19 protein-coding genes and 1 pseudogene are annotated in these 21,293 nt (G+C 70.6%); 17 read left to right on the top strand and 3 right to left on the bottom strand.

The features are described 5' to 3' along the window. Position 1: 1 nt before the first annotated feature. The 11 genes and pseudogenes from dxr (at position 2) to rbfA (ending at position 13,260) form a co-directional block, all read left to right on the top strand. Positions 2-1,114 carry a 1-deoxy-D-xylulose-5-phosphate reductoisomerase gene (gene dxr, locus MXD64_RS10105; RefSeq protein WP_263136374.1) on the top strand — a complete coding sequence of 371 codons (1,113 nt, stop codon included), beginning with the start codon at positions 2-4 and terminating at the stop codon, positions 1,112-1,114. A gap of 128 nt (positions 1,115-1,242) precedes the next feature. Further along, positions 1,243-2,571, top strand: a complete 1,329-nt coding sequence (locus MXD64_RS10100) for a M50 family metallopeptidase (protein WP_175470761.1) — start codon at positions 1,243-1,245, stop codon at positions 2,569-2,571. 25 nt (positions 2,572-2,596) lie between these two features. Then, positions 2,597-4,093: a purine-cytosine permease family protein gene (locus MXD64_RS10095; RefSeq protein ID WP_214563189.1), complete on the top strand. Its 1,497-nt coding sequence runs from the start codon at positions 2,597-2,599 to the stop codon at positions 4,091-4,093. Beyond that, positions 4,090-4,650, top strand: a complete 561-nt coding sequence (locus tag MXD64_RS10090; protein ID WP_017885726.1) for a cysteine hydrolase family protein — start codon at positions 4,090-4,092, stop codon at positions 4,648-4,650. The genes MXD64_RS10095 and MXD64_RS10090 overlap by 4 nt, the downstream gene beginning before the upstream one ends. Before the next feature lie 56 nt (positions 4,651-4,706). Then, a complete protein-coding gene (gene ispG, locus MXD64_RS10085; RefSeq protein ID WP_171907786.1) occupies positions 4,707-5,861 on the top strand; it encodes a flavodoxin-dependent (E)-4-hydroxy-3-methylbut-2-enyl-diphosphate synthase in 1,155 nt (384 codons plus the stop codon). Positions 5,862-6,362: 501 nt separating this feature from the next. Then, positions 6,363-8,114, top strand: a complete 1,752-nt coding sequence (locus MXD64_RS10080; RefSeq protein WP_262117627.1) for a proline--tRNA ligase — start codon at positions 6,363-6,365, stop codon at positions 8,112-8,114. 259 nt (positions 8,115-8,373) lie between these two features. Then, positions 8,374-9,369, top strand: a complete 996-nt coding sequence (gene nusA, locus MXD64_RS10075; RefSeq protein WP_263136373.1) for a transcription termination factor NusA — start codon at positions 8,374-8,376, stop codon at positions 9,367-9,369. A gap of 68 nt (positions 9,370-9,437) precedes the next feature. Then, on the top strand, positions 9,438-9,749 hold the full coding sequence (locus tag MXD64_RS10070; RefSeq protein ID WP_042540193.1) for a YlxR family protein: 312 nt from the start codon (positions 9,438-9,440) through the stop codon (positions 9,747-9,749). A 74-nt stretch (positions 9,750-9,823) separates the two neighbouring features. Next, positions 9,824-9,892, top strand: a pseudogene (locus tag MXD64_RS17850) (hypothetical protein); the annotation flags it as partial. Between the two features lie 53 nt (positions 9,893-9,945). Then, positions 9,946-12,675 carry a translation initiation factor IF-2 gene (gene infB / locus MXD64_RS10065; protein ID WP_411512245.1) on the top strand — a complete coding sequence of 910 codons (2,730 nt, stop codon included), beginning with the start codon at positions 9,946-9,948 and terminating at the stop codon, positions 12,673-12,675. 114 nt (positions 12,676-12,789) lie between these two features. Next, positions 12,790-13,260: a 30S ribosome-binding factor RbfA gene (rbfA, locus tag MXD64_RS10060; protein WP_042540197.1), complete on the top strand. Its 471-nt coding sequence runs from the start codon at positions 12,790-12,792 to the stop codon at positions 13,258-13,260. Here the strand turns inward: rbfA and MXD64_RS10055 are convergent. Beyond that, entirely contained in the window at positions 13,257-14,183 is a 927-nt protein-coding gene (locus MXD64_RS10055; protein ID WP_374101234.1) for an A/G-specific adenine glycosylase, read from the bottom strand. The two genes, rbfA and MXD64_RS10055, sit on opposite strands and share 4 nt — an antisense overlap. A 52-nt stretch (positions 14,184-14,235) precedes the next feature. Here MXD64_RS10055 and MXD64_RS10050 point away from each other — a divergent pair, with 52 nt between their 5' ends. Genes MXD64_RS10050 through MXD64_RS10030 form a run of 5 tightly spaced genes read left to right on the top strand, consistent with a single transcriptional unit; the run spans position 14,236 to position 17,498 of the window. Beyond that, complete coding sequence (locus tag MXD64_RS10050; RefSeq protein WP_052481889.1) at positions 14,236-14,682, top strand: hypothetical protein; 447 nt, start codon at positions 14,236-14,238, stop codon at positions 14,680-14,682. A 22-nt stretch (positions 14,683-14,704) separates the two neighbouring features. Continuing rightward, positions 14,705-15,667, top strand: coding sequence for a tRNA pseudouridine(55) synthase TruB (gene truB, locus MXD64_RS10045; RefSeq protein ID WP_140448102.1), 963 nt, complete (start codon positions 14,705-14,707; stop codon positions 15,665-15,667). Next, entirely contained in the window at positions 15,664-16,029 is a 366-nt protein-coding gene (locus tag MXD64_RS10040; protein WP_042540201.1) for a hypothetical protein, read from the top strand. Before truB ends, MXD64_RS10040 begins: the two co-directional genes overlap by 4 nt. A 45-nt stretch (positions 16,030-16,074) precedes the next feature. Next, positions 16,075-16,527 (top strand): hypothetical protein, encoded by a 453-nt coding sequence (locus MXD64_RS10035; protein ID WP_017887161.1) that lies wholly within the window; start codon positions 16,075-16,077, stop codon positions 16,525-16,527. 8 nt (positions 16,528-16,535) lie between these two features. Further along, positions 16,536-17,498, top strand: a complete 963-nt coding sequence (locus MXD64_RS10030; protein WP_017887162.1) for a bifunctional riboflavin kinase/FAD synthetase — start codon at positions 16,536-16,538, stop codon at positions 17,496-17,498. Positions 17,499-17,650: 152 nt separating this feature from the next. Here MXD64_RS10030 and MXD64_RS10025 read toward each other — a convergent pair whose 3' ends face one another. Then, positions 17,651-18,883: a DUF349 domain-containing protein gene (locus MXD64_RS10025; RefSeq protein WP_017887163.1), complete on the bottom strand. Its 1,233-nt coding sequence runs from the start codon at positions 18,881-18,883 to the stop codon at positions 17,651-17,653. 113 nt (positions 18,884-18,996) lie between these two features. Then, a complete protein-coding gene (locus MXD64_RS10020) occupies positions 18,997-19,809 on the bottom strand; it encodes a peptidylprolyl isomerase (RefSeq protein WP_017887164.1) in 813 nt (270 codons plus the stop codon). A gap of 129 nt (positions 19,810-19,938) precedes the next feature. Between MXD64_RS10020 and MXD64_RS10015 the strand changes: the two genes are divergently transcribed. Further along, positions 19,939-21,291 carry a replication-associated recombination protein A gene (locus MXD64_RS10015; RefSeq protein ID WP_017887165.1) on the top strand — a complete coding sequence of 451 codons (1,353 nt, stop codon included), beginning with the start codon at positions 19,939-19,941 and terminating at the stop codon, positions 21,289-21,291. Positions 21,292-21,293 lie beyond the last annotated feature (2 nt).

Below are 21,293 nucleotides of genomic sequence, written 5' to 3'. Positions count from 1 at the left end.
CGTGACGGACGACCGCGTCGGCAGCGCCGGTCCGGAGCGTCGGCGCATCGTCGTCCTCGGCAGCACCGGCTCGATCGGCACCCAGGCGCTCGACGTCGTCGCCCGCAACCCCGACCGGTTCGAGGTCGTCGGGCTCACTGCCGGCAGCAACCGTGCACTGGTCGCCGAGCAGGCCGCCCGGTTCGGCGTCCGCGACACGGCGTTCGGTGCGGCGGACTCGGAGCAGCTCATCCGCAGCGTCGAGGCCGACGTCGTCCTGAACGGCATCACGGGCTCGGTCGGCCTCGGGCCGACGCTCGCGGCGCTCGAGAGCGGCGCCACACTGGCCCTCGCCAACAAGGAGAGCCTGATCGTCGGCGGCTCGCTCGTGCAGCAGGCCGCGGCGCCCGGGCAGATCGTGCCCGTCGACAGCGAGCACTCCGCGATCGCGCAGGCGCTCCGTTCCGGCGCCGACACCGAGGTGCAGCGGCTCGTCCTCACCGCGAGCGGCGGTCCCTTCCGCGGGCGCACCCGTGAGCAGCTCCGCGACGTCACCCCCGCCCAGGCGCTGGCGCACCCCACCTGGGACATGGGACTCGTCGTCACGACGAACTCCGCGACCCTGGTGAACAAGGGGCTCGAGGTCATCGAGGCGCACCTGCTCTTCGGCGTGCCGTACGACCGCATCGACGTCACCGTGCACGCGCAGTCGATCGTGCACTCGATGGTCGAGTTCGTCGACGGCTCCACCATCGCCCAGGCATCGCCGCCGGACATGCGGCTGCCGATCGCGCTCGGCCTGGCCTGGCCGGACCGCGTGCCCGGCGTCGGCGTCCCGCTCGACTGGACGACCGCGAGCACGTGGACGTTCGAGCCCCTCGACCAGGACGCCTTCGGAGCCGTTGCCCTCGCGAAGCGGGTGGGCGAACTGGGTGGGACGTTCCCGGCCGTGTTCAACGCCGCGAACGAGCAGGCCGTCGCCGCGTTCCACGCCGGCGCGATCGGTTTCCTGGACATCGTCGACACGGTCGAGCGCGTCGTCGAGGAGCACACCGCGGGGGAGCCGTCACTCGACGGCGTGCTCGCTGCGGAGCAGTGTGCGCGCACCGCTGCGGACCGCGCACTGACCCGCTGACGCGGGTCGCGCCTCCCGTCCGACGCGGAGGCGGCAGACCGCGGACGTGACGCACCGGCCTGGAGGCCCAGCTCGCCTCGCAGACGGCGCTCGGCTCCGTCATGGAATCAGTCCCGTACTCTTTCCCGGTGACCGTCGAATCCGTCCTGCTCTTCGTCCTCGGCGTGGTCGTCTTCATCATCGGCCTGCTGGTCTCGATCGGACTCCACGAGCTGGGGCACCTGTCCTTCGCGAAGCTCTTCAACGTCAAGGTGACGCAGTACTCGCTGGGCTTCGGCAAGGCGATGTGGTCGTTCAAGCGGGGTGAGACCGAGTACGGCATCCGCCCGATCCTGCTGGGCGGGTACATCTCGATGGTGGGCATGCTCAAGCCGCGCGCTTCGGGCCGCGAGATCACGAACACGGGGATGTACAGCGCGTTCGTGCAGGACGCCCGTCAGGCCAGCGCCGAGCAGATCGCGGACTCCGGCGGCGACGACTCCCGCGCCTTCTACCGCCTGACGCCGTGGAAGCGGATCATCGTGATGGTCGCAGGCCCGGCGATGAACCTGGTGATCGGCATCGTGCTGTTCGGCGTGCTGCTGTGCGGGTTCGGGGCACCGACCACGACCTTCACGTCGAGTGTCGGCTGCGTCCTGCCGAACAGCCGGACGACCGAGTGTTCGCCCGGCGACGCCGTGTCCCCGGCGAAGCAGGCCGGCATCGAGTCCGGCGACGTCGTGCTCTCGGTGAACGGCGAGCAGGACCCCACGATCACGCGCGTCTCCCAGGTCTTCCAGGAGTCCGCGGGTGAGCAGGTCACCGTGGTCGTCGACCGCGACGGCGCGCGGAAGACGCTCGAGATCACCCCGACGACCGCCACCCGTGACGTCTACGACGCCGAGGGGAAGGTCGTCAAGAACGACGACGGCACCACGAAGACCCAGCGCGTCGGCGTGGTCGGCGTCAGCATCGGTCAGTCCCTGGTGCGGCAGTCCCCGGCCGCGGTCCTGCCCGCGACGGGCGCCCAGATCGCCGCGTCGGCGCACCTGATCATCGACCTGCCGCAGCGTCTGGTCGCGGTGTGGAACGCCGCGTTCGGTGCGCAGGAGCGGTCGCAGGACAGCCCCGTGTCGGTGGTCGGTGTCGGTCGTGCGATCGGGGAGGTCTCGTCGATGAGCGGTGTCCCCGTGGTCGACAAGGCGTACACGATCCTCGGGCTGCTGGCCTCGCTCAACATCGGCCTGTTCGTGCTCAACATGGTGCCGCTGCTGCCGCTCGACGGCGGGCACATCGCGGGCGCGCTGTGGGAAGCGATCAAACGACGGTCGTTCAAGCTCGTCGGCAAGGCCGACCCGGGGCCCATCGACCTGGCGAAGACGATGCCGCTGACGATGGTCGTCGTGGTGCTGCTGGCGGGCATGAGCGCGCTGCTCATCTACGCCGACATCGTCCGACCTGTGAACCTGTTCGGGTAGCGCTCGGAGCCACTACGCTCAGCGCATGAGCACAGCCGCCACGAACCCTCCCGAGGTTCGCGCCGTCGAACGACAGGGGCTCGACGTCATCGCCGAGTCGGATCGGAAGGGCTCCCCGAGGGGGCTGTTCTGGCCGTGGTTCGCGGCGAACATCTCCGTCCTCGGCATCGCGTACGGGTCGTTCGTCATCGGGTTCGGTATCTCGCTGGCCCAGGCGACGATCGTCTCGGTCATCGGGGTGGTGTTCTCGTTCCTGCTGTGCGGCATCGTCGCGATCGCCGGCAAGCGCGGTTCGGCGCCGACCATGGTGCTGAGCCGAGCGGCGTTCGGGGTCCGCGGCAACCGGGTGCCCTCGTTCCTCAGCTGGGTCCTCACCGTCGGGTGGGAGACCTCGCTCGCCGCGCTGGCGGTCCTGGCGACCTCGACCGTCTTCACCGAGCTCGGTTGGGACGGCGGGGTGCTGACGAAGGTCGTCGCGCTGATCGTCGTCGCAGCGCTCGTGGTCGGCGCCGGGATCGCCGGGTTCGACGTGATCATGCGCCTGCAGACCGTGATCACCGTCGTCACCGCCGTGTTGACCGTCGTCTACATCGTGCTCGCCGCGCCGACGATCGACTTCGCGGCGCTCGGTGCCCTGCCGTCCGGCAGCACCCAGAACGTCATCGGGGCGCTCGTGCTCGTGATGACCGGGTTCGGCCTGGGCTGGGTGAACGCCGCCGCCGACTACTCGCGGTACCTGCCGCGGGGCGCGTCCACCGGTGGCGTCGTCGGGTGGACGACCCTCGGTGGCGCACTGGCACCGGCGATCCTCGTGGTCTTCGGCGTCCTGCTCGCCGGGTCCTCGCCGGACCTGAACGCGGCGATCCAGGACGACCCGATCGGCGCGCTCACCACGATCCTGCCGATCTGGTTCCTCGTCCCGTTCGCGATCGTGGCGATCCTCGGGCTCGTCGGGGGAGCCGTCCTCGACATCTACTCGTCGGGCCTCGCGCTGCTCAGCGCCGGCGTGAAGATCCCGCGGCCGGTCGCCGCCGGGGTCGACGGCGCGTTCATGGTCGCCGGCGCCGTGTACATCGCCTTCTTCTCGGAGAGCTTCGTGAAGCCGTTCCAGGCGTTCCTCGTGACCCTCGGGGTGCCGATCGCCGCGTGGGCCGGCATCTTCGTCGCCGATGTCCTGCTCCGTCGTCGCGCCTACGCCGAGGCGGAGCTCGACGATCGCCGCGGGCGCTACGGAGACGTCCGGTGGCTGCCGATCGCGCTCGTCGTGCTCGGCACGGTGCTCGGCTGGGGTCTGGTCACGAACACGTACGGCGTCCCCGCGTGGCTGAACTGGCAGGGCTACCTGCTCGGCCCGTTCGGACTCGGCGGACGCGGAGGGGCCTGGGCGTACGCGAACCTCGGCGTGCTCGTGGCCCTGCTGGTCGGGTTCCTCGGCACGCTGCTGTTCGCGCGTGGGTCGATCCGCCGTCAGGAAGCACTGAGCACCCCGGAAGCACTCGGCACCCCGGACGACCTGCGATGAGCGCGGAGGTCCCCGACGACGCCTGGCTCGTCGTCATCGACATGCAGCAGGTCTTCACGGGCGAGAACCCGTGGGCGGCACCGCGCTTCGACCACGCCGGCGCCGGCATCGAACGGCTCCTGCCCCGGTTCACCGGTCGCACGGTCTTCACCCGCTTCGTCGCCCCGGTCCAGCCCGAGGGTGCGTGGGTGCCGTACTACCGTGAATGGCCATTCGCTCTGCTCCCGGACGCCGACCCGCTGTACGCGCTCACCGAGCCCTTCGCGTCTGCTGCCGCGGACCGGAACGACCCCGTCGTCACGGAACCGACCTTCGGCAAGTGGGGGACGGGCCTCCAGGCCGTCGTCGGCGACCATCCGCACCTGGTGCTCACGGGGGTGTCGACCGACTGCTGCGTGCTGTCGACCGCGCTGGCGGCGGCGGATGCCGGCGCGACGGTGACGGTCGTGGCCGACGCCTGCGCCGGCGCCAGCGACGCGGACCACGACCGGGCCCTCGCGGTGATGCGGCTCTACGCCCCGCTCATCACGGTCGTGGACTCGGTCAGGGAGCTCTGAACGGACCCACGGGGGCCGGAGCAGGCATGGTCAGACCGAGCGCGTAGAGTGCTCACGTGCCCGCAGTCAACCTCGGTATGCCCAAGTCCCCCGAAACCCTCGCTCCGCGTCGCAAGTCGCGGCAGATCCGGGTCGGCAAGGTGCTCGTGGGCGGCGACGCCCCGGTGTCCGTGCAGTCGATGACCACGACGCAGACCACCAACATCAACGCGACGCTGCAGCAGATCGCCGAGCTCACGGCGTCGGGCTGCGACATCGTCCGGGTCGCCGTGCCCACGCAGGACGACGCCGACGCGCTGGCGATCATCGCGAAGAAGTCGCAGATCCCCGTGATCGCCGACATCCACTTCCAGCCGAAGTACGTCTTCCAGGCGATCGACGCCGGCTGCGCGGCGGTCCGCGTCAACCCGGGCAACATCCGCAAGTTCGACGACCAGGTCGGCGCGATCGCCAAGGCTGCCAAGGACGCCGGCGTCTCGCTCCGCATCGGTGTGAACGCGGGGTCGCTCGAGCCGAGCCTGCTCCAGAAGTACGGCAAGGCCACCCCCGAGGCGCTCGTCGAGTCCGCCGTGTGGGAAGCCTCCCTGTTCGAGGAGCACGACTTCCACGACTTCAAGATCTCGGTCAAGCACAACGACCCGATCGTCATGGTGAAGGCCTACCGCCAGCTCGCCGCCGCTGGTGACTGGCCGCTGCACCTCGGTGTGACCGAGGCCGGGCCGGAGTTCCAGGGCACCATCAAGAGCGCCACCGCGTTCGGCATCCTGCTGGCCGAGGGCATCGGTGACACCATCCGCGTGTCGCTCTCGGCCCCGCCCGCGCAAGAGGTCAAGGTCGGCCTGCAGATCCTGCAGTCGCTCAACCTGCGGGAGCGCAAGCTCGAGATCGTCTCCTGCCCCAGCTGCGGCCGCGCCCAGGTCGACGTCTACCAGCTCGCGAACGACGTCACGAAGGGGCTCGAGGGCATGACCGTCCCGCTCCGCGTGGCCGTCATGGGCTGCGTCGTGAACGGACCGGGCGAGGCGCGTGAGGCCGACCTCGGCGTCGCCTCCGGCAACGGCAAGGGGCAGATCTTCGTCAAGGGCCAGGTCGTCAAGACCGTGCCCGAGGCCGAGATCGTCCAGACGCTCATCAACGAGGCGAACCGCATCGCGGACGAGATGGGTCCCGCGGCCGCCACCGGCACGCCCCAGGTGATCATGGCGCCGTAGGCGCGACCACCATCCTGACCGGAGGCCCGGTGCCAGCTGGCACCGGGCCTCCGGTCCGTCGTCGTGCGGTGCTGGTGCCGGCGCCGGTCTGCACGGTGCGGGCTTCGCGCTTCCGTGTGGGGTTGATCGCCCCGTGCGAGCCTGCAGGCGCGCACGGAGCGGCTGGTGCCGCACCTGCCGATCAACCCCGCACCGTGCAGCGCTGCTCCGCGACGCCGGCGACGCCGGCGACGTCGGCGACGTCGGCGACGCGCCTGCCGCACCGGGGAACGGCCTGGAGGCCCGGCGCGGCTGGTCGACGTGCGTCCCGTCGGCACGGTGCGGACTTCGCGAGCGGCAGCCGGGTTGATCGCCCCGTGCGAGCCTGCAGGCGCGCACCGAGCGGCTCGTGCCGCACGATCCGGCGAACCTCGCACCGTGCCGAGCGGCGATCCTCGCGCACAGCGGCGGGGACACCGTAGGGAGCCCGCGCCGCCAGCCCGCCGCCACTAGGCTTGCCCCGTGGTCACACGGCTTTCGCATCTGTTCCTCCGTACGCTCCGCGACGACCCCTCCGACGCCGAGGTGACGAGCCACAAGCTGCTCGTCCGCGCCGGGTACGTCCGTCGCCAGTCCCCGGGGATCTTCGCCTGGCTGCCGCTCGGCCTCCGGGTGCGCGCCAAGATCGAGGCGATCATCCGCGACGAGATGGTCGCAGCCGGTGCGCAGGAGGTCCTGCTGCCAGCGCTCCTGCCGCGTGAGCCGTACGAGGCGACGAACCGCTGGACCGAGTACGGCGACGGCATGTTCCGCCTGCAGGACCGCAAGGGGTCCGACTACCTGCTCGCCCCCACGCACGAGGAGATGTTCGCGCTCCTGGTGAAGGACCTGTACTCGTCCTACAAGGACCTGCCGGTCACCCTGTTCCAGATCCAGGACAAGTACCGCGACGAGGCCCGGCCCCGCGCCGGCCTCCTGCGCGGCCGCGAGTTCACGATGAAGGACGCCTACTCGTTCGACCTCACGGACGAGGGGCTCGAGCGCAGCTACCAGGTCATGCGCGATGCGTACGAGAAGATCTTCGCCCGCCTGGGCCTCGACTACGTCATCGTCAAGGCCGACGCCGGCGCGATGGGCGGCTCCAAGTCCGAGGAGTTCCTGCACCCGATCGGCGTCGGCGAGGACACCTTCGTCCGCAGCGCCGGCGGTTACGCGGCCAACGTCGAGGCGTACGTCACCCCGGTCCCCGAGTCCCTGCCGATCGAGGGCCAGCCCGAACCCGTGCTCCTGCCGGCGTCGGACACCCCGACGATCGACACCCTCGTCGCCCACGCCAACCAGGTCGCCCCGCGCGACGGCGCACCGTGGACCGCGGCCGACACGCTGAAGAACGTCGTCCTCGCGCTCACGCACCTCGACGGCACGCGCGAGGTCGTGGTCGTCGGCCTGCCCGGTGACCGCGACGTCGACCTGAAGCGCGCCGAGGTGTCGTTCGCCCCGGCCGAGGTCGAGGCCGCCGGCGACGACGACTTCAAGAAGCACCGTGGCCTGGTGAAGGGCTACATCGGCCCGCAGGTCCTCGGTGCCGACAGCGCCACCGGCATCCGCTACTTCGTCGACCCGCGCGTGGTCGACGGCACGAGCTGGATCACCGGCGCCAACGAGCGCGGCGTGCACGTCTCCGGCCTCGTCGCCGGCCGCGACTTCGTGGCCGACGGTGTCGTCGAGGTCTCCGACGTCCGTGCCGGCGACCCGTCCCCGGACGGCTCCGGCCCCCTCGAGACCGCCCGCGGCATGGAGATCGGGCACGTCTTCCAGCTCGGTCGCAAGTACGCCGAGGCGCTCGGCCTCAAGGTGCAGGACGAGAACGGCAAGCTCGCCACGGTGACGATGGGCTCCTACGGCATCGGCGTGACCCGCATCCTCGCGATCCTGGCCGAGTCCCACAACGACGAGAAGGGCCTGGTCTGGCCGAAGAACGTCGCACCGTTCGACGTGCACATCGTCGCCACGGGTCGCGACCAGGTCGCCTACGAGCTGGCGTCCTCGGTCGTCGCCGAGCTCGAGGGCGAACGGTTCGACGTGCTCTACGACGACCGCCCGAAGGTGTCGCCCGGCGTGAAGCTCCGTGACGCCGAACTGCTCGGCATGCCGATCGTCGTCGTCGCGGGTCGCGGCGCCGCCGACGGCGTCGTCGAGCTGTGGGACCGTGCGACGGGCGACCGCCGCGACGTGCCGGTGGCCGAACTGCTCGACGCGGTCCGCGCGATCTGACACGACGCCGTCGTGTCCGCTGGACACCCCCGATCCGACGAGACGCCGCCCCATCGGGCGGCGTCTCGTCGGATCTGGCGGCGTCTCGGCGAGACGACGGCGTGTCACGACCTGGACGTGACCACCTGACGGACGGGAGGCCCGTGGCGACGCCGCCACGGGCCTCCTGTCCGCCGTCTGGTTCTGGGGTACGCTTGTGGCCGACTTCTGCGCAGTTCCACCCCGCAGGAGCGACTCATCTGAATACGGAGGCACCTCGGTGAAGATCGATCTCGCAGTCCTGCGACTCATGGAGCGCGAGCGGGAGATCCCGTTCGACGAGCTCGTCCAGATCATCGAATCTGCCATCCTGACCGCCTACCAGAAGCACGCCGACGAGAACGGCGAGCCGGCCCACGCGCAGTCGCGTGTGGAGCTCGACCGCAAGTCCGGCGAGGTCAGTGTCTACGTCCCCGAGCTCGACGACGAGGGCACCGTCATCGGTGAAGCCGTCGACCAGCCGAGCGACTTCGGGCGCATCGCGGCCTTCGCGGCGAAGCAGGTCATCAACCAGCGCCTGCGCGACATCGGCGACGACAAGATCCTCGGCGAGTTCCGCGGCAAGGAAGGCGACATCGTCGCCGGCGTGGTCCAGCAAGGCCCGAACCCGAAGATGGTGCACGTCGACCTCGGCACGATCGAGGCGATCCTGCCGCCCGAGGAGCAGGTGCCGGGGGAGTCCTACACGCACGGCTCCCGCATCCGCGTCTACGTGACGAGTGTCGCCCGCGGCAACAAGGGTCCGCAGATCACCGTCTCGCGCACGCACCCGGGCCTGGTCCGGAAGCTCTTCGCGCTCGAGGTCCCGGAGATCGCGTCCGGCGTCGTCGAGATCACCTCCCTCGCCCGCGAGGCTGGTCACCGCACGAAGATCGCCGTCAAGGCCAACGAGCCCGGTGTCAACGCGAAGGGCGCCTGCATCGGCGAGCTCGGCGCACGTGTCCGGTCCGTCACGAACGAGCTCGGTGCCGAGAAGATCGACATCGTCGACTACTCGTCCGACCTGGCGTCGTTCGTCGCGAGCGCCCTGTCGCCGGCCAAGGTGACGAGCGCGTTCGTGCTCGACGCCTCGACCAAGGCCGTCCGCGCACTCGTGCCGGACTACCAGCTGTCGCTCGCGATCGGCAAGGAAGGCCAGAACGCCCGCCTCGCCGCGAAGCTCACCGGTGCACGCATCGACATCCAGCCGGACTCCATCCTGGACGGCGTGGACTAGGACGATTTCGCCCCCGGCGTGCCCCTCGAGGGCGCGCCGGATCGCGCACGTCCGAGGCAAGGAGTAGAGTGGTTCCCGTCAGAACGTGCATCGGCAGTCGCCGTCGCGCTTCCCGATCCTCCCTCCTCCGAGTCGTCGCCCTGAGCGATGGCCGTGTCGTGGCGGATCCGAAGGCAGTCATGCCGGGCCGGGGAGCATGGCTCACACCGACCGTCGATGCCTACGATCTGGCCGTCAAGCGCAGGGCTTTCCGCCGTGCGCTCCGGTTGGATCGCGATCCCGACACGTCCGCGGTGCTCGACCACATCGCCGGTCTCCCACAGGAACCGGCCGAGCGCCCGGACATGACAGAACAGGCTGAACGGCTTATGGACAACTGATGAGCGGCTCGAAGTGAGACCCGTCATCCATTGAGTCCTGCCCCTTCACGGGGTGGGACCCGTGAAGGAGAACAGTGGCTAAACCACGCGTACACGAGATCGCAAGCGAACTCGGCGTCGACAGCAAGACCGCACTCGAAAAGCTCAAGGAGCTCGGCGAGTTCGTCCGGGGTGCCAGCTCGAGCATCGAGCCCCCGTGGCACGGAAGCTCCGTGCCGCCCTGCAGGCAGACGGCGTCCCCGCGTCGAAGCCCGCCGACTCGGCGTCCGCGCCGAGCGCACCCGCCAAGGCCAGCGCGCCGAAGTCGAGTGCACCCAAGCCCGGCGGCCCCCGTCCGGGTCCGGCTCGTCCGGCCCCCGCGCCGGAGCCCGAGGCCCCGGCAACACCCGCTGCCGACGTGCCGGCACCGGCCGCACCGAAGTCCGTCGCCCAGCGGCAGGCCGAGGCCGAGGCCGCGCAGAAGGCCCGTGCCGAGAAGCAGGCCGCTGAGCAGCAGGCCGCCGCGCAGGCCGGCGACTCGACCGACGAGGCACCGAAGTCCGACGCGGTGAAGCCGGGCAGCAGCCCGAAGGCTCCCGCGGCGGCCGGTCCGAAGCCGGGTGGCCCCAAGCCGGGTGCACGTCCGGGCAACAACCCGTACTCGTCGAACCAGGGCATGGGCTCGCGCCCGCCGCGCCCCGGCAACAACCCGTACTCCTCCAACCAGGGCATGGGCCAGCGCCCGGCCGCCGGCGCAGCCGGTGGCGGTGGCATCCCACGTCCGCAGCCCCCGCGTCCGGGCACGCCCCGTCCGGGTGCTCCGCGTCCGGGTGGTCCCGGTCAGGGCAACCGTCCCAACGGCTTCGGGCAGCGCCCGGGCCAGGGTGGTGGCCGTGGCGGCCCCGGTGCACGTCCGGGTGCCGGCGGCGGTGCCGGTGGCGGCTTCCCGCGTCCGGCCTTCAGCGGCCCGCGTCCCGCCGGTGGCGGTGGCCGTGGTCGTGGCCCCGGTGGTGGTACCGCCGGTGCGTTCGGTCGCGGTGGCGGCAAGAGCCGTGCCCGCAAGTCGAAGCGGACGAAGCGCGCCGAGTACGAGATGCGTCAGGCCCCGTCGCTCGGCGGTGTGCAGGTCCCTCGCGGCGACGGCAACACGGTCGTCCGACTCCGTCGTGGTGCGAGCATCTCGGACTTCGCGGACAAGATCGACGCCATGCCCGGCAACCTCGTGACGGTGCTGTTCCACCTCGGTGAGATGGCGACCGCGACCGAGTCGCTGGACGAGGCCACGTTCGAGGTCCTGGGCGACGAGCTGGGCTACAAGATCCAGATCGTCTCGCCCGAGGACGAGGACAAGGAGCTCCTCGAGGGCTTCGACATCGACCTCGAAGCAGAACTCGAGGACGAAGACGACGACGTGCTGCAGCAGCGGCCGCCGGTGGTCACCGTCATGGGTCACGTCGACCACGGCAAGACCCGCCTCCTCGACGCGATCCGCAACTCGAAGGTCGTCGAGGGCGAGGCCGGTGGCATCACCCAGCACATCGGTGCGTACCAGATCGTCGCCCAGCACGAGGGCATCGACCGCCCGATCACCTTCATCGACACCCCGGGTCACGAAGCCTTCACGGCCATGCGTGCCCGTGGTGCCCAGGTGACGGACATCGCGATCCTCGTGGTCGCGGCGGACGACGGCATCATGCCCCAGACCATCGAGGCGTTGAACCACGCGCAGTCGGCCGGTGTGCCGATCGTCGTCGCGGTCAACAAGATCGACAAGGAAGGCGCGAACCCCGCCAAGGTCCGCCAGCAGCTCACCGAGTACAACCTGGTGGCCGAGGAGTACGGCGGCGACGTCATGTTCGTCGACGTGTCGGCGCGGCAGAACATCGGCATCCAGGAGCTCCTGGACGCCGTGCTGCTCACCGCGGACGCCGGTCTCGACCTGCGTGCCAACCCCGACAAGGACGCACGTGGTGTGGCGATCGAAGCCCGACTCGACAAGGGTCGCGGTGCAGTCGCCACGGTGCTCATCCAGTCCGGCACGCTCCACGTCGGTGACGCCATCGTGGCCGGCACGGCGTACGGCCGTGTCCGTGCGATGACGGACGAGAACGGGGTCGCGGTCAAGGCTGCGACGCCGAGCCGCCCGGTCCAGGTGCAGGGTCTGTCCTCGGTGCCCCGCGCCGGTGACACCTTCCTCGTCACGGAAGAAGACCGCACGGCCCGTCAGATTGCTGAGAAGCGTGAAGCGGCCGAGCGCAACGCCCTGCTGGCGAAGTCGCGCAAGCGCATCTCGCTCGAGGACTTCACCCGTGCGCTCGAAGAGGGCAAGGTCGAGTCGCTCAACCTCATCATCAAGGGTGACGTCTCCGGTGCCGTCGAGGCACTCGAGCAGTCGCTCCTGGACATCGAGGTCGACGACAGCGTCCAGCTCCGCATCCTGCACCGCGGTGTCGGTGCGATCACGGAGTCGGACATCGACCTCGCCACGATCGACAACGCCATCGTCATCGGCTTCAACGTCCGTCCGGACGTCAAGGCCCGTGAACGTGCGGCGCGCGAAGGCATCGATGTGCGCTTCTACTCGGTCATCTACAACGCACTCGACGACATCGAGCAGTCCCTCAAGGGCATGCTCAAGCCCGAGTACGAAGAGGTCCAGTCGGGCGTCGCCGAGATCCGCGAGGTGTTCCGTTCCTCGAAGTTCGGCAACATCGCGGGTGTCATCGTCCGCTCCGGCACGATCACGCGCAACGCCAAAGCGCGCGTCATCCGCGAGGGCGTCGTGGTCGCCGATGGCCTGGCCATCGAGTCGCTGCGTCGCTTCAAGGACGACGTGACCGAGGTCCGCACGGACTTCGAAGCCGGTATCGGTCTGGGCAAGTTCAACGACATCCAGATCGGCGACGAGGTCGAGACGACCGAACTCGTCGAGAAGCCGCGCGACTGATCGCGTGACTCCTCTGGGCCCCGGCCTCCCCACGCGGGAGGCCGGGGCCCGACCCCTTTCCCACGCAGGACCACCGGCGGGAAGCGTCCCGCCACTGCCTCAGGAGGCACCCACATGGCCGATCCGCAGCGCGCACGCAAGATGGCGGACCGCATCAAGGAAGTCGTCGCACGCCGGCTCGACAAGGGTCTGCGGGACCCGCGACTCGGGTTCGTCACGATCACCGACGTCCGTGTGACCGGTGACCTGCAGCACGCGTCGATCTTCTACACCGTCTACGGCACCGACGAGGAGCGCGCAGACTCCGCAGCGGCGCTCAAGGCCGCGACCGGCATGCTCCGGTCCGAGGTCGGCAAGAACATCACCGCCCGGCTCACGCCGTCGCTGGAGTTCATCGCGGACGCCCTGCCCGAGACGTCGGCGCACATGGAGGACCTGCTCGTGCAGGCCCAGGTGCGCGACGAGCAGGTCCGTGCGGCCTCGGTCGGCGCGACGTACGCCGGCGACGCCGACCCGTACAAGCGCGACGAGGACGACGAGGACGACGACTCCGAGGACGACGGCGCCGCCGAAGCCCGTTCCTAGACCCCGGGCAGCTGGTAGCCGCTCGCGTCGTCGCCGACGGCGAGTCCGTCACGCAGCAGCGACGCGAGCGCCCGGTCGCGCTGGTCTGCGTCCGGCCACACCGGTTCGATCTCGGACCGGGTGACCGGCACGTCGCTGGCGCGCAGCTCGGCCATGATCAGGCCGCGGACCTGCCGATCACTGCCGGCGAACTTCGCCTGGCGCGGTGCCCGCGGTCCGTCGTGCTCCGGGTAGCCGGCAGCACGCCAGGCGCAGCGGTCCGCGATCGGGCAGGCGTCGCACGCGGGGGAGCGTGAGACGCACACCAGGGCGCCGAGCTCCATCACGGCGGCGTTCGTGGCCGCGGCGTCGTCACGGTCCACCGGCAGGACGGACTCCATCAGCGGGAGGTCCTGCTTCGCCTTCGCCGGCCCGGGTTCGCCCTGGCCGAGGACCGCCCGTGCGAGCACGCGGCGCACGTTGACGTCGACGACCGGGTGCCGGTCGCCGTACGCGAAGACCGCGACGGCGCGAGCGGTGTAGTCGCCGATGCCCGGCAGCGCGAGCAGGGCGTCGACGTCGCGCGGCACGACGTTGCCGTGGTCGGTCGCGATCGCGGTCGCCGCCGCGTGCAGCGCGAGCGCGCGTCGCGGGTAGCCGAGCCGGTCCCAGGCGCGCACCGCCTCGGACGGAGGCGAGTCCGCGAGGTCGCGAGGCGTCGGCCACCGGGTGAGCCACGCCTCCAGACGGGGGATCACGCGCGCGACCTGCGTCTGCTGCAGCATGATCTCGCTGACCAGGGTGCCCCAGGCGGGGAAGCCGGGGCGGCGCCACGGCAGGTCCCGCGCCTGCTGCCGGAACCACGCGATCAGCGGGGTGGCGATGTCGGGCCGTTCCGGCGTGGCCGGTTCCTGCACACCGGCTCCCGCGGTCGGGTTGTCCACATTCTGTCTGGAGGCCCGACTCGCGTTCACCACGACAGCCTACGGTGGACGCATGGCACGCTGGGCACCCGAAGAGACCGACACGATGGCCGCGATCGCTGCAGAGGCGATCGCGCAGGTCGGCACCAACCGCACCGTCATCGGCATCGACGGGCAGGACGGCACCGACCTCGAACGGGTCGCCGCCGCGCTCGTCTCCGGGTTCGAGCAGCACGGGGTCTCCGCCATGGCGGCCGCTGCGCCGTCGGCCGACCAGGACACGCTCCGGGCTGATCTGGTCACGCCCTTCCGCACGACCGGTGCCGGCGACGGCGTGTTGATCGTGCACGGGCGGGGCCTCCTCGCCCCCGGGGTCCGCACCCTGTGGCGCTGGTCGCTGTGGGTGGAGCAGGAAGCCGGGCGGCTCGAGCGCCGGGCCGACGTCAAGATCGCGGCCTCCGCGGTGCTCGACGTCACCGATCCCGAGCACCCCCGCCGTGAGTGGAACGACGCCTGCTGACCGGCGCTGGTAATCTCTCCTGGTGCTCGAAACCGCGCCGGACGGCATCCTCCTCGTCGACAAACCGCAGGGGATCTCCAGCCACCGGGCGGTCTCCATCGCCCGCCGGCGACTCGGCCTGAAGAAGGTCGGCCACGCGGGCACCCTCGACCCCATGGCCACCGGGCTGCTCCTGCTCGGCATCGGGCCGTCGACCCGGTTGCTCACGCACCTGGTGGGGCTCGACAAGACGTACACGGCGACCATCCGGCTCGGTGTGTCGACGGACTCCGACGACGCCGACGGCACGCCCACCACGGCTCCCGGTGTGGCCGTTGCCGACGTCTCGGAGGCCGCCGTCGAGGCTGCCGTCGCCGAACAGCGCGGTGTGATCGACCAGGTCCCGTCCACCGTCAGTGCGATCAAGGTCGACGGGCGCCGCGCCTACGACCTGGCGCGGAAGGGTGAGGCGGTCGAACTCAAGTCCCGCACGGTGACCGTCTCGCAGTTCGACGTCACGAACCGCAACGACCGGACCGTCACCGTGGACGGCACGGACGTCGCCGTGGTGGACCTCGATGTCGTCGTCACCTGCTCCTCGGGCACCTACGTCCGTGCGCTCGCCCGTGACGTCGGCGCGACGCTCGGCACCGGCGCACACCTCGTCGCGCTCCGTCGGACCCGGGTCGGACCGTTCGACGTGCAGGACGCGATCGACCTCGAGGACGATGCCGTCGACGTCCGCGCCGCGCTCGCACGTCCGGCGGACATCGCCCGCCGACTGTTCTCCTCCGTCACCCTCGATGCCGCGTCGGCGAAGGACCTCACCGACGGCAAGCGCGTCGCCGCGGAGCACCCCGACTCGGACGGGCCGGTGGCAGCGGTCACCGCCTCCGACGACCGGCTCGTGGGCCTGGTGTCCGTCCGGCGCGGGCTGCTCCGGGTCATCACCAACTTCCCGGCGCCCGGTGCGTCGTCCTCCTCGCAGACCGGAGCGCGCGCGTGATCGAGTGGTTCATGTGGGTGCAACTGGTGCTCGCGGTCGTGGTGGGGCTCTTCGCGGTCGTCGTGGGGTTCGTCGGCTGGAAGCCGAACGACTACACCGTCGGCGCACTCGTGCTGATCGAGCTGCTGCTCCTGGTGCAGGGTGTCATCTCGATCGTGCTGCCGGCGACGGGCAGCCCGCCCGACGGCAACGCACTCGAGTTCGGGGTGTACGCGGTGTCGGTGCTGCTCGTCCCACCGGCCGCGGTCGTGTGGGCGCTGATCGACCGGACGAAGTGGAGCACCGTGGTGCTCGGCGCCGGGGCCTTCACCGTCGCGGTGATGGTCTACCGGATGTACCAGATCTGGTTCGCGTTGAACTGACGTCGCAGGTCATGCGCGCAGCCGCGCGTCGGTAGAATCGGTGCAATGGCGACCAGATCCTCACTCGCGACCGGCATCGGCCGCGTCCTCATCGCCGTGTACGGCATCCTCGCGCTGGCGGCGACCGGACGCAGCGTCGTGCAGATCATCGAGAAGTTCTCGTTCGCACCGTTCGCGTACACGCTCAGCGCCGTCGCCGCGGTGGTGTACATCGTCGCGATGATCGCCCTCATCGTGCCCGGTCGGTTCTGGTACCGGGTCGCCTGCGTCACGATCGCGTTCGAGATGACCGGGGTGCTCGTCATCGGCACCCTGTCGCTGTTCGACCGTCAGCTGTTCCCCGACGACACCATCTGGTCGTACTACGGCATGGGCTACGCCTTCGCGCCGCTCGTGCTCCCGATCGCCGGGCTCTGGTGGCTCCGCAAGCACCACCGCACCGCGGTCGCCGAGCCGACACCGGTTGCGTCCTCGTCCACTGCCCCGGCGAGCGAGTAGGGGCCGCCGTGCAGTTCTACGAGGACACCGCCGACGTGGCGGACGGGTTCGGGCCGAGTGCGGTCACCATCGGCAAGTTCGACGGTGTGCACGTCGGGCACCGAGCCGTCATCGCGCACCTGGAGCGTGCCGCGCGCGAGCACGACCTCGTGGCGACCGTGGTCACGTTCGACCGGCACCCACTCAACGTGATCGACCCACCGCACGTCCCGCCGGCCCTGACGAGCACCGCGCAACGCCGCGAACTGCTCGAGGACGCCGGGGTCGACGCGACCCTGCTGCTCCGCTTCGACCAGGAACTCCAGTCGAAGTCGCCCGAGGCGTTCGTGTCCGAGATCCTCGTCGACACCCTGCACGCCCGCCTGGTGTTCGTCGGCAGTGACTTCCGCTTCGGCGCGAAGGGCGCCGGTGACGTCTCCCTGCTGCGTGTCCTGGGGGAGCAGCACGGGTTCACGGTCGAGCTCATCGACGACGTGGACCTGATCGACGACGTCCGACCCGACGACGAGCGCCGGGTGTCCTCCACCTGGATCCGTGAGCTGCTCGGCCAGGGCCGCGTCGCCGAGGCCGCACGGCTCCTCGGGCGTGAACACGCCGTCCGCAGCGTCGTGGTGCACGGCAACCAGCGCGGCCGCGCGATGGGGTACCCCACCGCGAACCTCGATCCGGCGTGCGAGGGGTTCGTCCCCGCCGACGGTGTCTACGCTGCGCGGGTGCTCCACGACGGCACGGTCTACCCGGCCGCGGTGTCGGTCGGCAACAACCCGACGTTCGAGGGCGTGCCGGCCAAGCAGATCGAGGCACACCTGCTCGACGTCGACATCGACCTGTACGGCGACCGGATCTCGGTGCTCTTCGTGTCGTACGTTCGCGGCATGGTGAAGTTCTCGTCGATGGACGAGCTCGCCGCGCAGATGCGCCAGGACGACCTGGACATCCGACTGCTCCTCGGGCTGCCCGCGCCGGTCTGAGCCGCGTGTCCGCCGTCCCCGCGATCACGCTGATCCGGCCTGCACGCTGATCCGGCCTGCACGCTGAGTCGGCCTGCACGCTGTGCTCGGCCCGCACCACGACGCCCCCGTGACCGTTCCGGTCGCGGGGGCGTCGTGGGTGGTGCTGCGGCTCAGCCGCCCAGGGCGTCGAGCCAGATCTTGCGGGCGTCGAGGGCTTCCTGCGCGTCCTTGATCTTCCGGGCGTCACCGGTGGCCTGGGCCGCGGCGAGCTCGGACTGGAGCTTGCCGATGGCGTCCTCGAGCTGGCTCGCGAGACCGTTCTGACGGGCCTTGCGCTCCGGGTTCGATTCCTTCCAGTGCGCGTCCTCGAGCCCACGGACGTGGTCCTCGATCGCGCGCAGGCGGTCCTCGACACGACGGACATCGGCGCGGGGGACCTTGCCGATCTCGTCCCACCGGCGCTGGATCCCGGTCAGGGTCTTGCGCGCGGCGACCCGGTCGGTCGCCTGCAGGAGCGGCTCGGCCTCGGTCAGCAGGGCCTGCTTCGCTTCGAGGTTGGCGGAGAACTCTTCGTTCTCGGCCGCGCTCTCGGCGTGGCGCTGCTCGAACAGCACGTCACCGGCGGCCTTGAAGCGCGCCCAGAGTGCGTCGTCGTGCCGCTTGCCCGCCCGCCCGGCGTTCTTCCAGTCGTCGAGGAGCTGACGGTAGTCCGGGATCGCGTCGGAGCCGCGGGGTGCGAGGGCCTCGGCCTGCGCCACGAGCTCCTGCTTGCGGGTCCGGGCGTCACGGTGCTGTGCGTCCAGTTCGGAGTAGAAGGCACGACGGTGCTGGTCGACGGTGGATCGCGCTGCGCGGAACCGCTTCCAGAGGTCGTTCGCCTCGTTCTTGGGGATCCGGGGCCCGTCGTGCTGGTGCTGCTGCCAGCGTGCGAACACGTCGTCGAGCTGCGCCGTGATCTGCTTCCACTGCGCGCGCGCCGGGTCGACCGCGGCGAGTGCCTCGGCTTCCTCCACCAGGGCGGTGCGGTGCGCCAGCGCGTCCTGCAGGGCCTGCTGCGCCTGCTCTGCCTGCTCCTTGGTGAGCGAGCCGAGCTGCTCGGCCAGGACACCCACGCGGGTCTCGAGCGACTTGATGTCGCCCACCACCCGTGCGTCGGCCACCAGGGCCGTCAGGTGCTCGACCGTCCGGGCGACGTCGTTCGCCGACGCGCCGCGCTGGACGCGCTGCTCGGCGATCTTCACCTGCCCCTCGAGGTCGGCGTACTTCCGCGCGAAGTAGGCGAGTGCTTCTTCAGGGGTGGCGTCCGGGTACTCACCGACAGCACGTTCGGTCTCTTCGTACCGGACGTACACGGTCCCGTTCTCGTCGACCCGCCCCCAGGTCGTTGCTTCGTCAGATCCCACAGGTCTCGCCTCGATCGTGGTCGTGCATCGCCGACGTCACCGTCGGCACGGTCAGGTCGTCAGCCTATTGCACGGACGGGCTCCGCCGCCCGACCGGTGCGACGGGTTGTGGACTACTTCTGCTCCGCGATGGTCGCGTCGGTGATCTTCGTCGCCACCTTCGGCTCGCCGGTGCCGTCGCTGCCGGGGGACGCGATGCCCTTCGCAGCGATCTCCGACTCGAGCTCGGACAGGCCGCTCGTGACCTTCCCGACGACCGTGTAGCCGCCTGTGGAGCCGTCGAGCGTGGTGTCCCCGTAGACGATGAAGAACTGCGTCGACTGCGAGTAGGGGGAGTCCGACCGAGCGATCGCGATCGTGCCCTTCTCGTAGACGCCGTCCTTCGGCACGTTCTCGAGCGGGCCGTACTCGAAGCCCGCGTCGCCGGTACCGTCGCCGTTCGCGGATCCGCACTGCAGGAACTTCAGACCGGCGCTGTCGGCGAGTCGGTGGCACGTGGTGCCGTTGTAGAACTGGTCGCGGATCAACGAGATCTCGGCACTCGCGGCCTGCGGTGCCTTCGCCCCGTCGAGCTCGATGCCGAGGTCGATGCTCTTGTTGAGCGTGAGCGTGCCCGTCCAGGTCGCGCCCTTCGCGATCGACTTGCTCGGCACGTCGCCGGTGTTGCCGGCCGTCGCACTGGCCGACGGCGTCGCCGTGGACGACGCGGAGGTGCTCGGTGTCGGGGCGTCCGACCCCCGCGACCCGGCGAAGGCGAGCTGCGACCCGGTGGCGAGGGCCGCGACGAGGACGAGGGCGCCTGCACCGATCAGGTTGTCGCGCACACGGCGGCTGCGCTGCCGCTCGTGCAGGCCCTGACGGGCTTGGTAGAGGCGGAGCCGCTCGCGCGCCTCACGGTTGTCACGCGCTGGGTTCTTCGGTGCCACGGTGCTGGTCTGCCCTCTCGTCGCAGTGTGCAACGAGCGTAGCCGAACGGTCACCGCCACCGGCTCGGAGGCGCGGCGTGCGTCGGTGGTGCGGCTTACGATTGCAGGATGGCAGCGGATCGTTCGGGCATGCACGCGCCCACCACGGGTGGTCGCGCCGGTCTCGCGCAGGGTTCCGTCCCGCTCGCCGTCCGGATGCGACCGACCAGCCTCGACGAGGTCGCCGGCCAGCAGCACCTGCTCGGGCGGGGCTCACCCCTCGTGCAGCTCGCCACCGGCACGCGTGACAACCCCGGCGGGGTCTCCGTGATCCTCTGGGGTCCGCCCGGCACCGGGAAGACCACGCTGGCGCAGGCCATCGCACGCCAGTCCGGCCGCGAGTTCGTCGAGCTCTCCGCCGTGACCGCCGGCGTGAAGGACGTTCGCGAGGTCATGGAGAAGGCACTGACCCACCGCGACCTGTACGGGTCGACCACGGTGCTGTTCCTCGACGAGATCCACCGCTTCAGCAAGGCCCAGCAGGACGCCCTGCTGCCCGGCGTCGAGAACGGGTGGGTGATCCTGATCGCCGCCACCACCGAGAACCCGTCGTTCTCGGTCATCTCGCCGCTGCTCTCCCGCTCGCTGCTCCTGACGCTCAAACCACTCACCGATCCCGACCTCGGCATGCTCGTCGACCGTGCGGTCGAGGACCCCCGGGGCCTCGGCGGCGCCGTCGTCCTGGGCGACGAAGCCCGCAGTGCGATCATCCGGCTCGCCTCCGGTGACGCCCGACGCGCCCTCACCGCGCTCGAGGCCGCTGCGGCATCGGCCACCGCGGCGCAGGACGACGACGACGACACCGTGCCGGTCGTCGACGCCGACACCGTCGCCGCCGCCGTCGACCGGGCCCTGCTCCGCTACGACCGACAGGGCGACGAGCACTACGACGTCATCAGCGCGTTCATCAAGTCGGTACGGGGGAGCGACGTCGACGCAGCCTTGCACTACCTCGCCCGCATGATCGAGGCCGGCGAGGACTCCCGGTTCATCGCGCGGCGGATCATCATCTCCGCGTCCGAGGACATCGGCATGGCCGACCCGCAGGCGCTGTCCATCGCGGTCGCCGCGGCGCAGGCCGTCCAGCTCATCGGCATGCCCGAGGGTCGCATCCCCCTGGCCGAGGCGGTCGTCTACCTGGCGACGGCACCGAAGTCGAACGCCGCCTACAACGGGGTGAACCAGGCGATGGCCGACGTCAAGGCGGGGCGGATGGGCACGGTGCCGATGCACCTGCGCGACGCGCACTACGCCGGGGCGAAGCGACTCGGGCACGGCAAGGGGTACGTCTACTCGCACGACGCCGAGCACGGGGTCGCCGAGCAGCAGTACCTGCCGGACGCCCTCGAGGGCACCGAGTACTACACCCCGACGGCCAACGGGTACGAGCGAGAGGTCGGGCCGCGGCTCGAACGACTCCGGAAGATCACACGCGGTCACTAGTG

Source organism: Curtobacterium sp. Arg-1, assembly GCF_025643395.1.
Classification (GTDB): domain Bacteria; phylum Actinomycetota; class Actinomycetes; order Actinomycetales; family Microbacteriaceae; genus Curtobacterium; species Curtobacterium poinsettiae.
This window is presented reverse-complemented; position numbering and strand designations above follow the sequence as displayed.

What these genes read in the sequence shown, in the direction of transcription:
- MXD64_RS10090 (WP_017885726.1), top strand. Translation starts at nt 4,090, where the DNA reads ATGAGCGCGGAGGTCCCCGACGACGCCTGGCTCGTCGTCATCGACATG.
- rbfA (WP_042540197.1), top strand. Translation starts at nt 12,790, where the DNA reads ATGGCCGATCCGCAGCGCGCACGCAAGATGGCGGACCGCATCAAGGAA.
- MXD64_RS10095 (WP_214563189.1), top strand. Translation starts at nt 2,597, where the DNA reads ATGAGCACAGCCGCCACGAACCCTCCCGAGGTTCGCGCCGTCGAACGA.
- MXD64_RS10050 (WP_052481889.1), top strand. Translation starts at nt 14,236, where the DNA reads ATGGCACGCTGGGCACCCGAAGAGACCGACACGATGGCCGCGATCGCT.
- MXD64_RS10035 (WP_017887161.1), top strand. Translation starts at nt 16,075, where the DNA reads ATGGCGACCAGATCCTCACTCGCGACCGGCATCGGCCGCGTCCTCATC.
- MXD64_RS10015 (WP_017887165.1), top strand. Translation starts at nt 19,939, where the DNA reads ATGCACGCGCCCACCACGGGTGGTCGCGCCGGTCTCGCGCAGGGTTCC.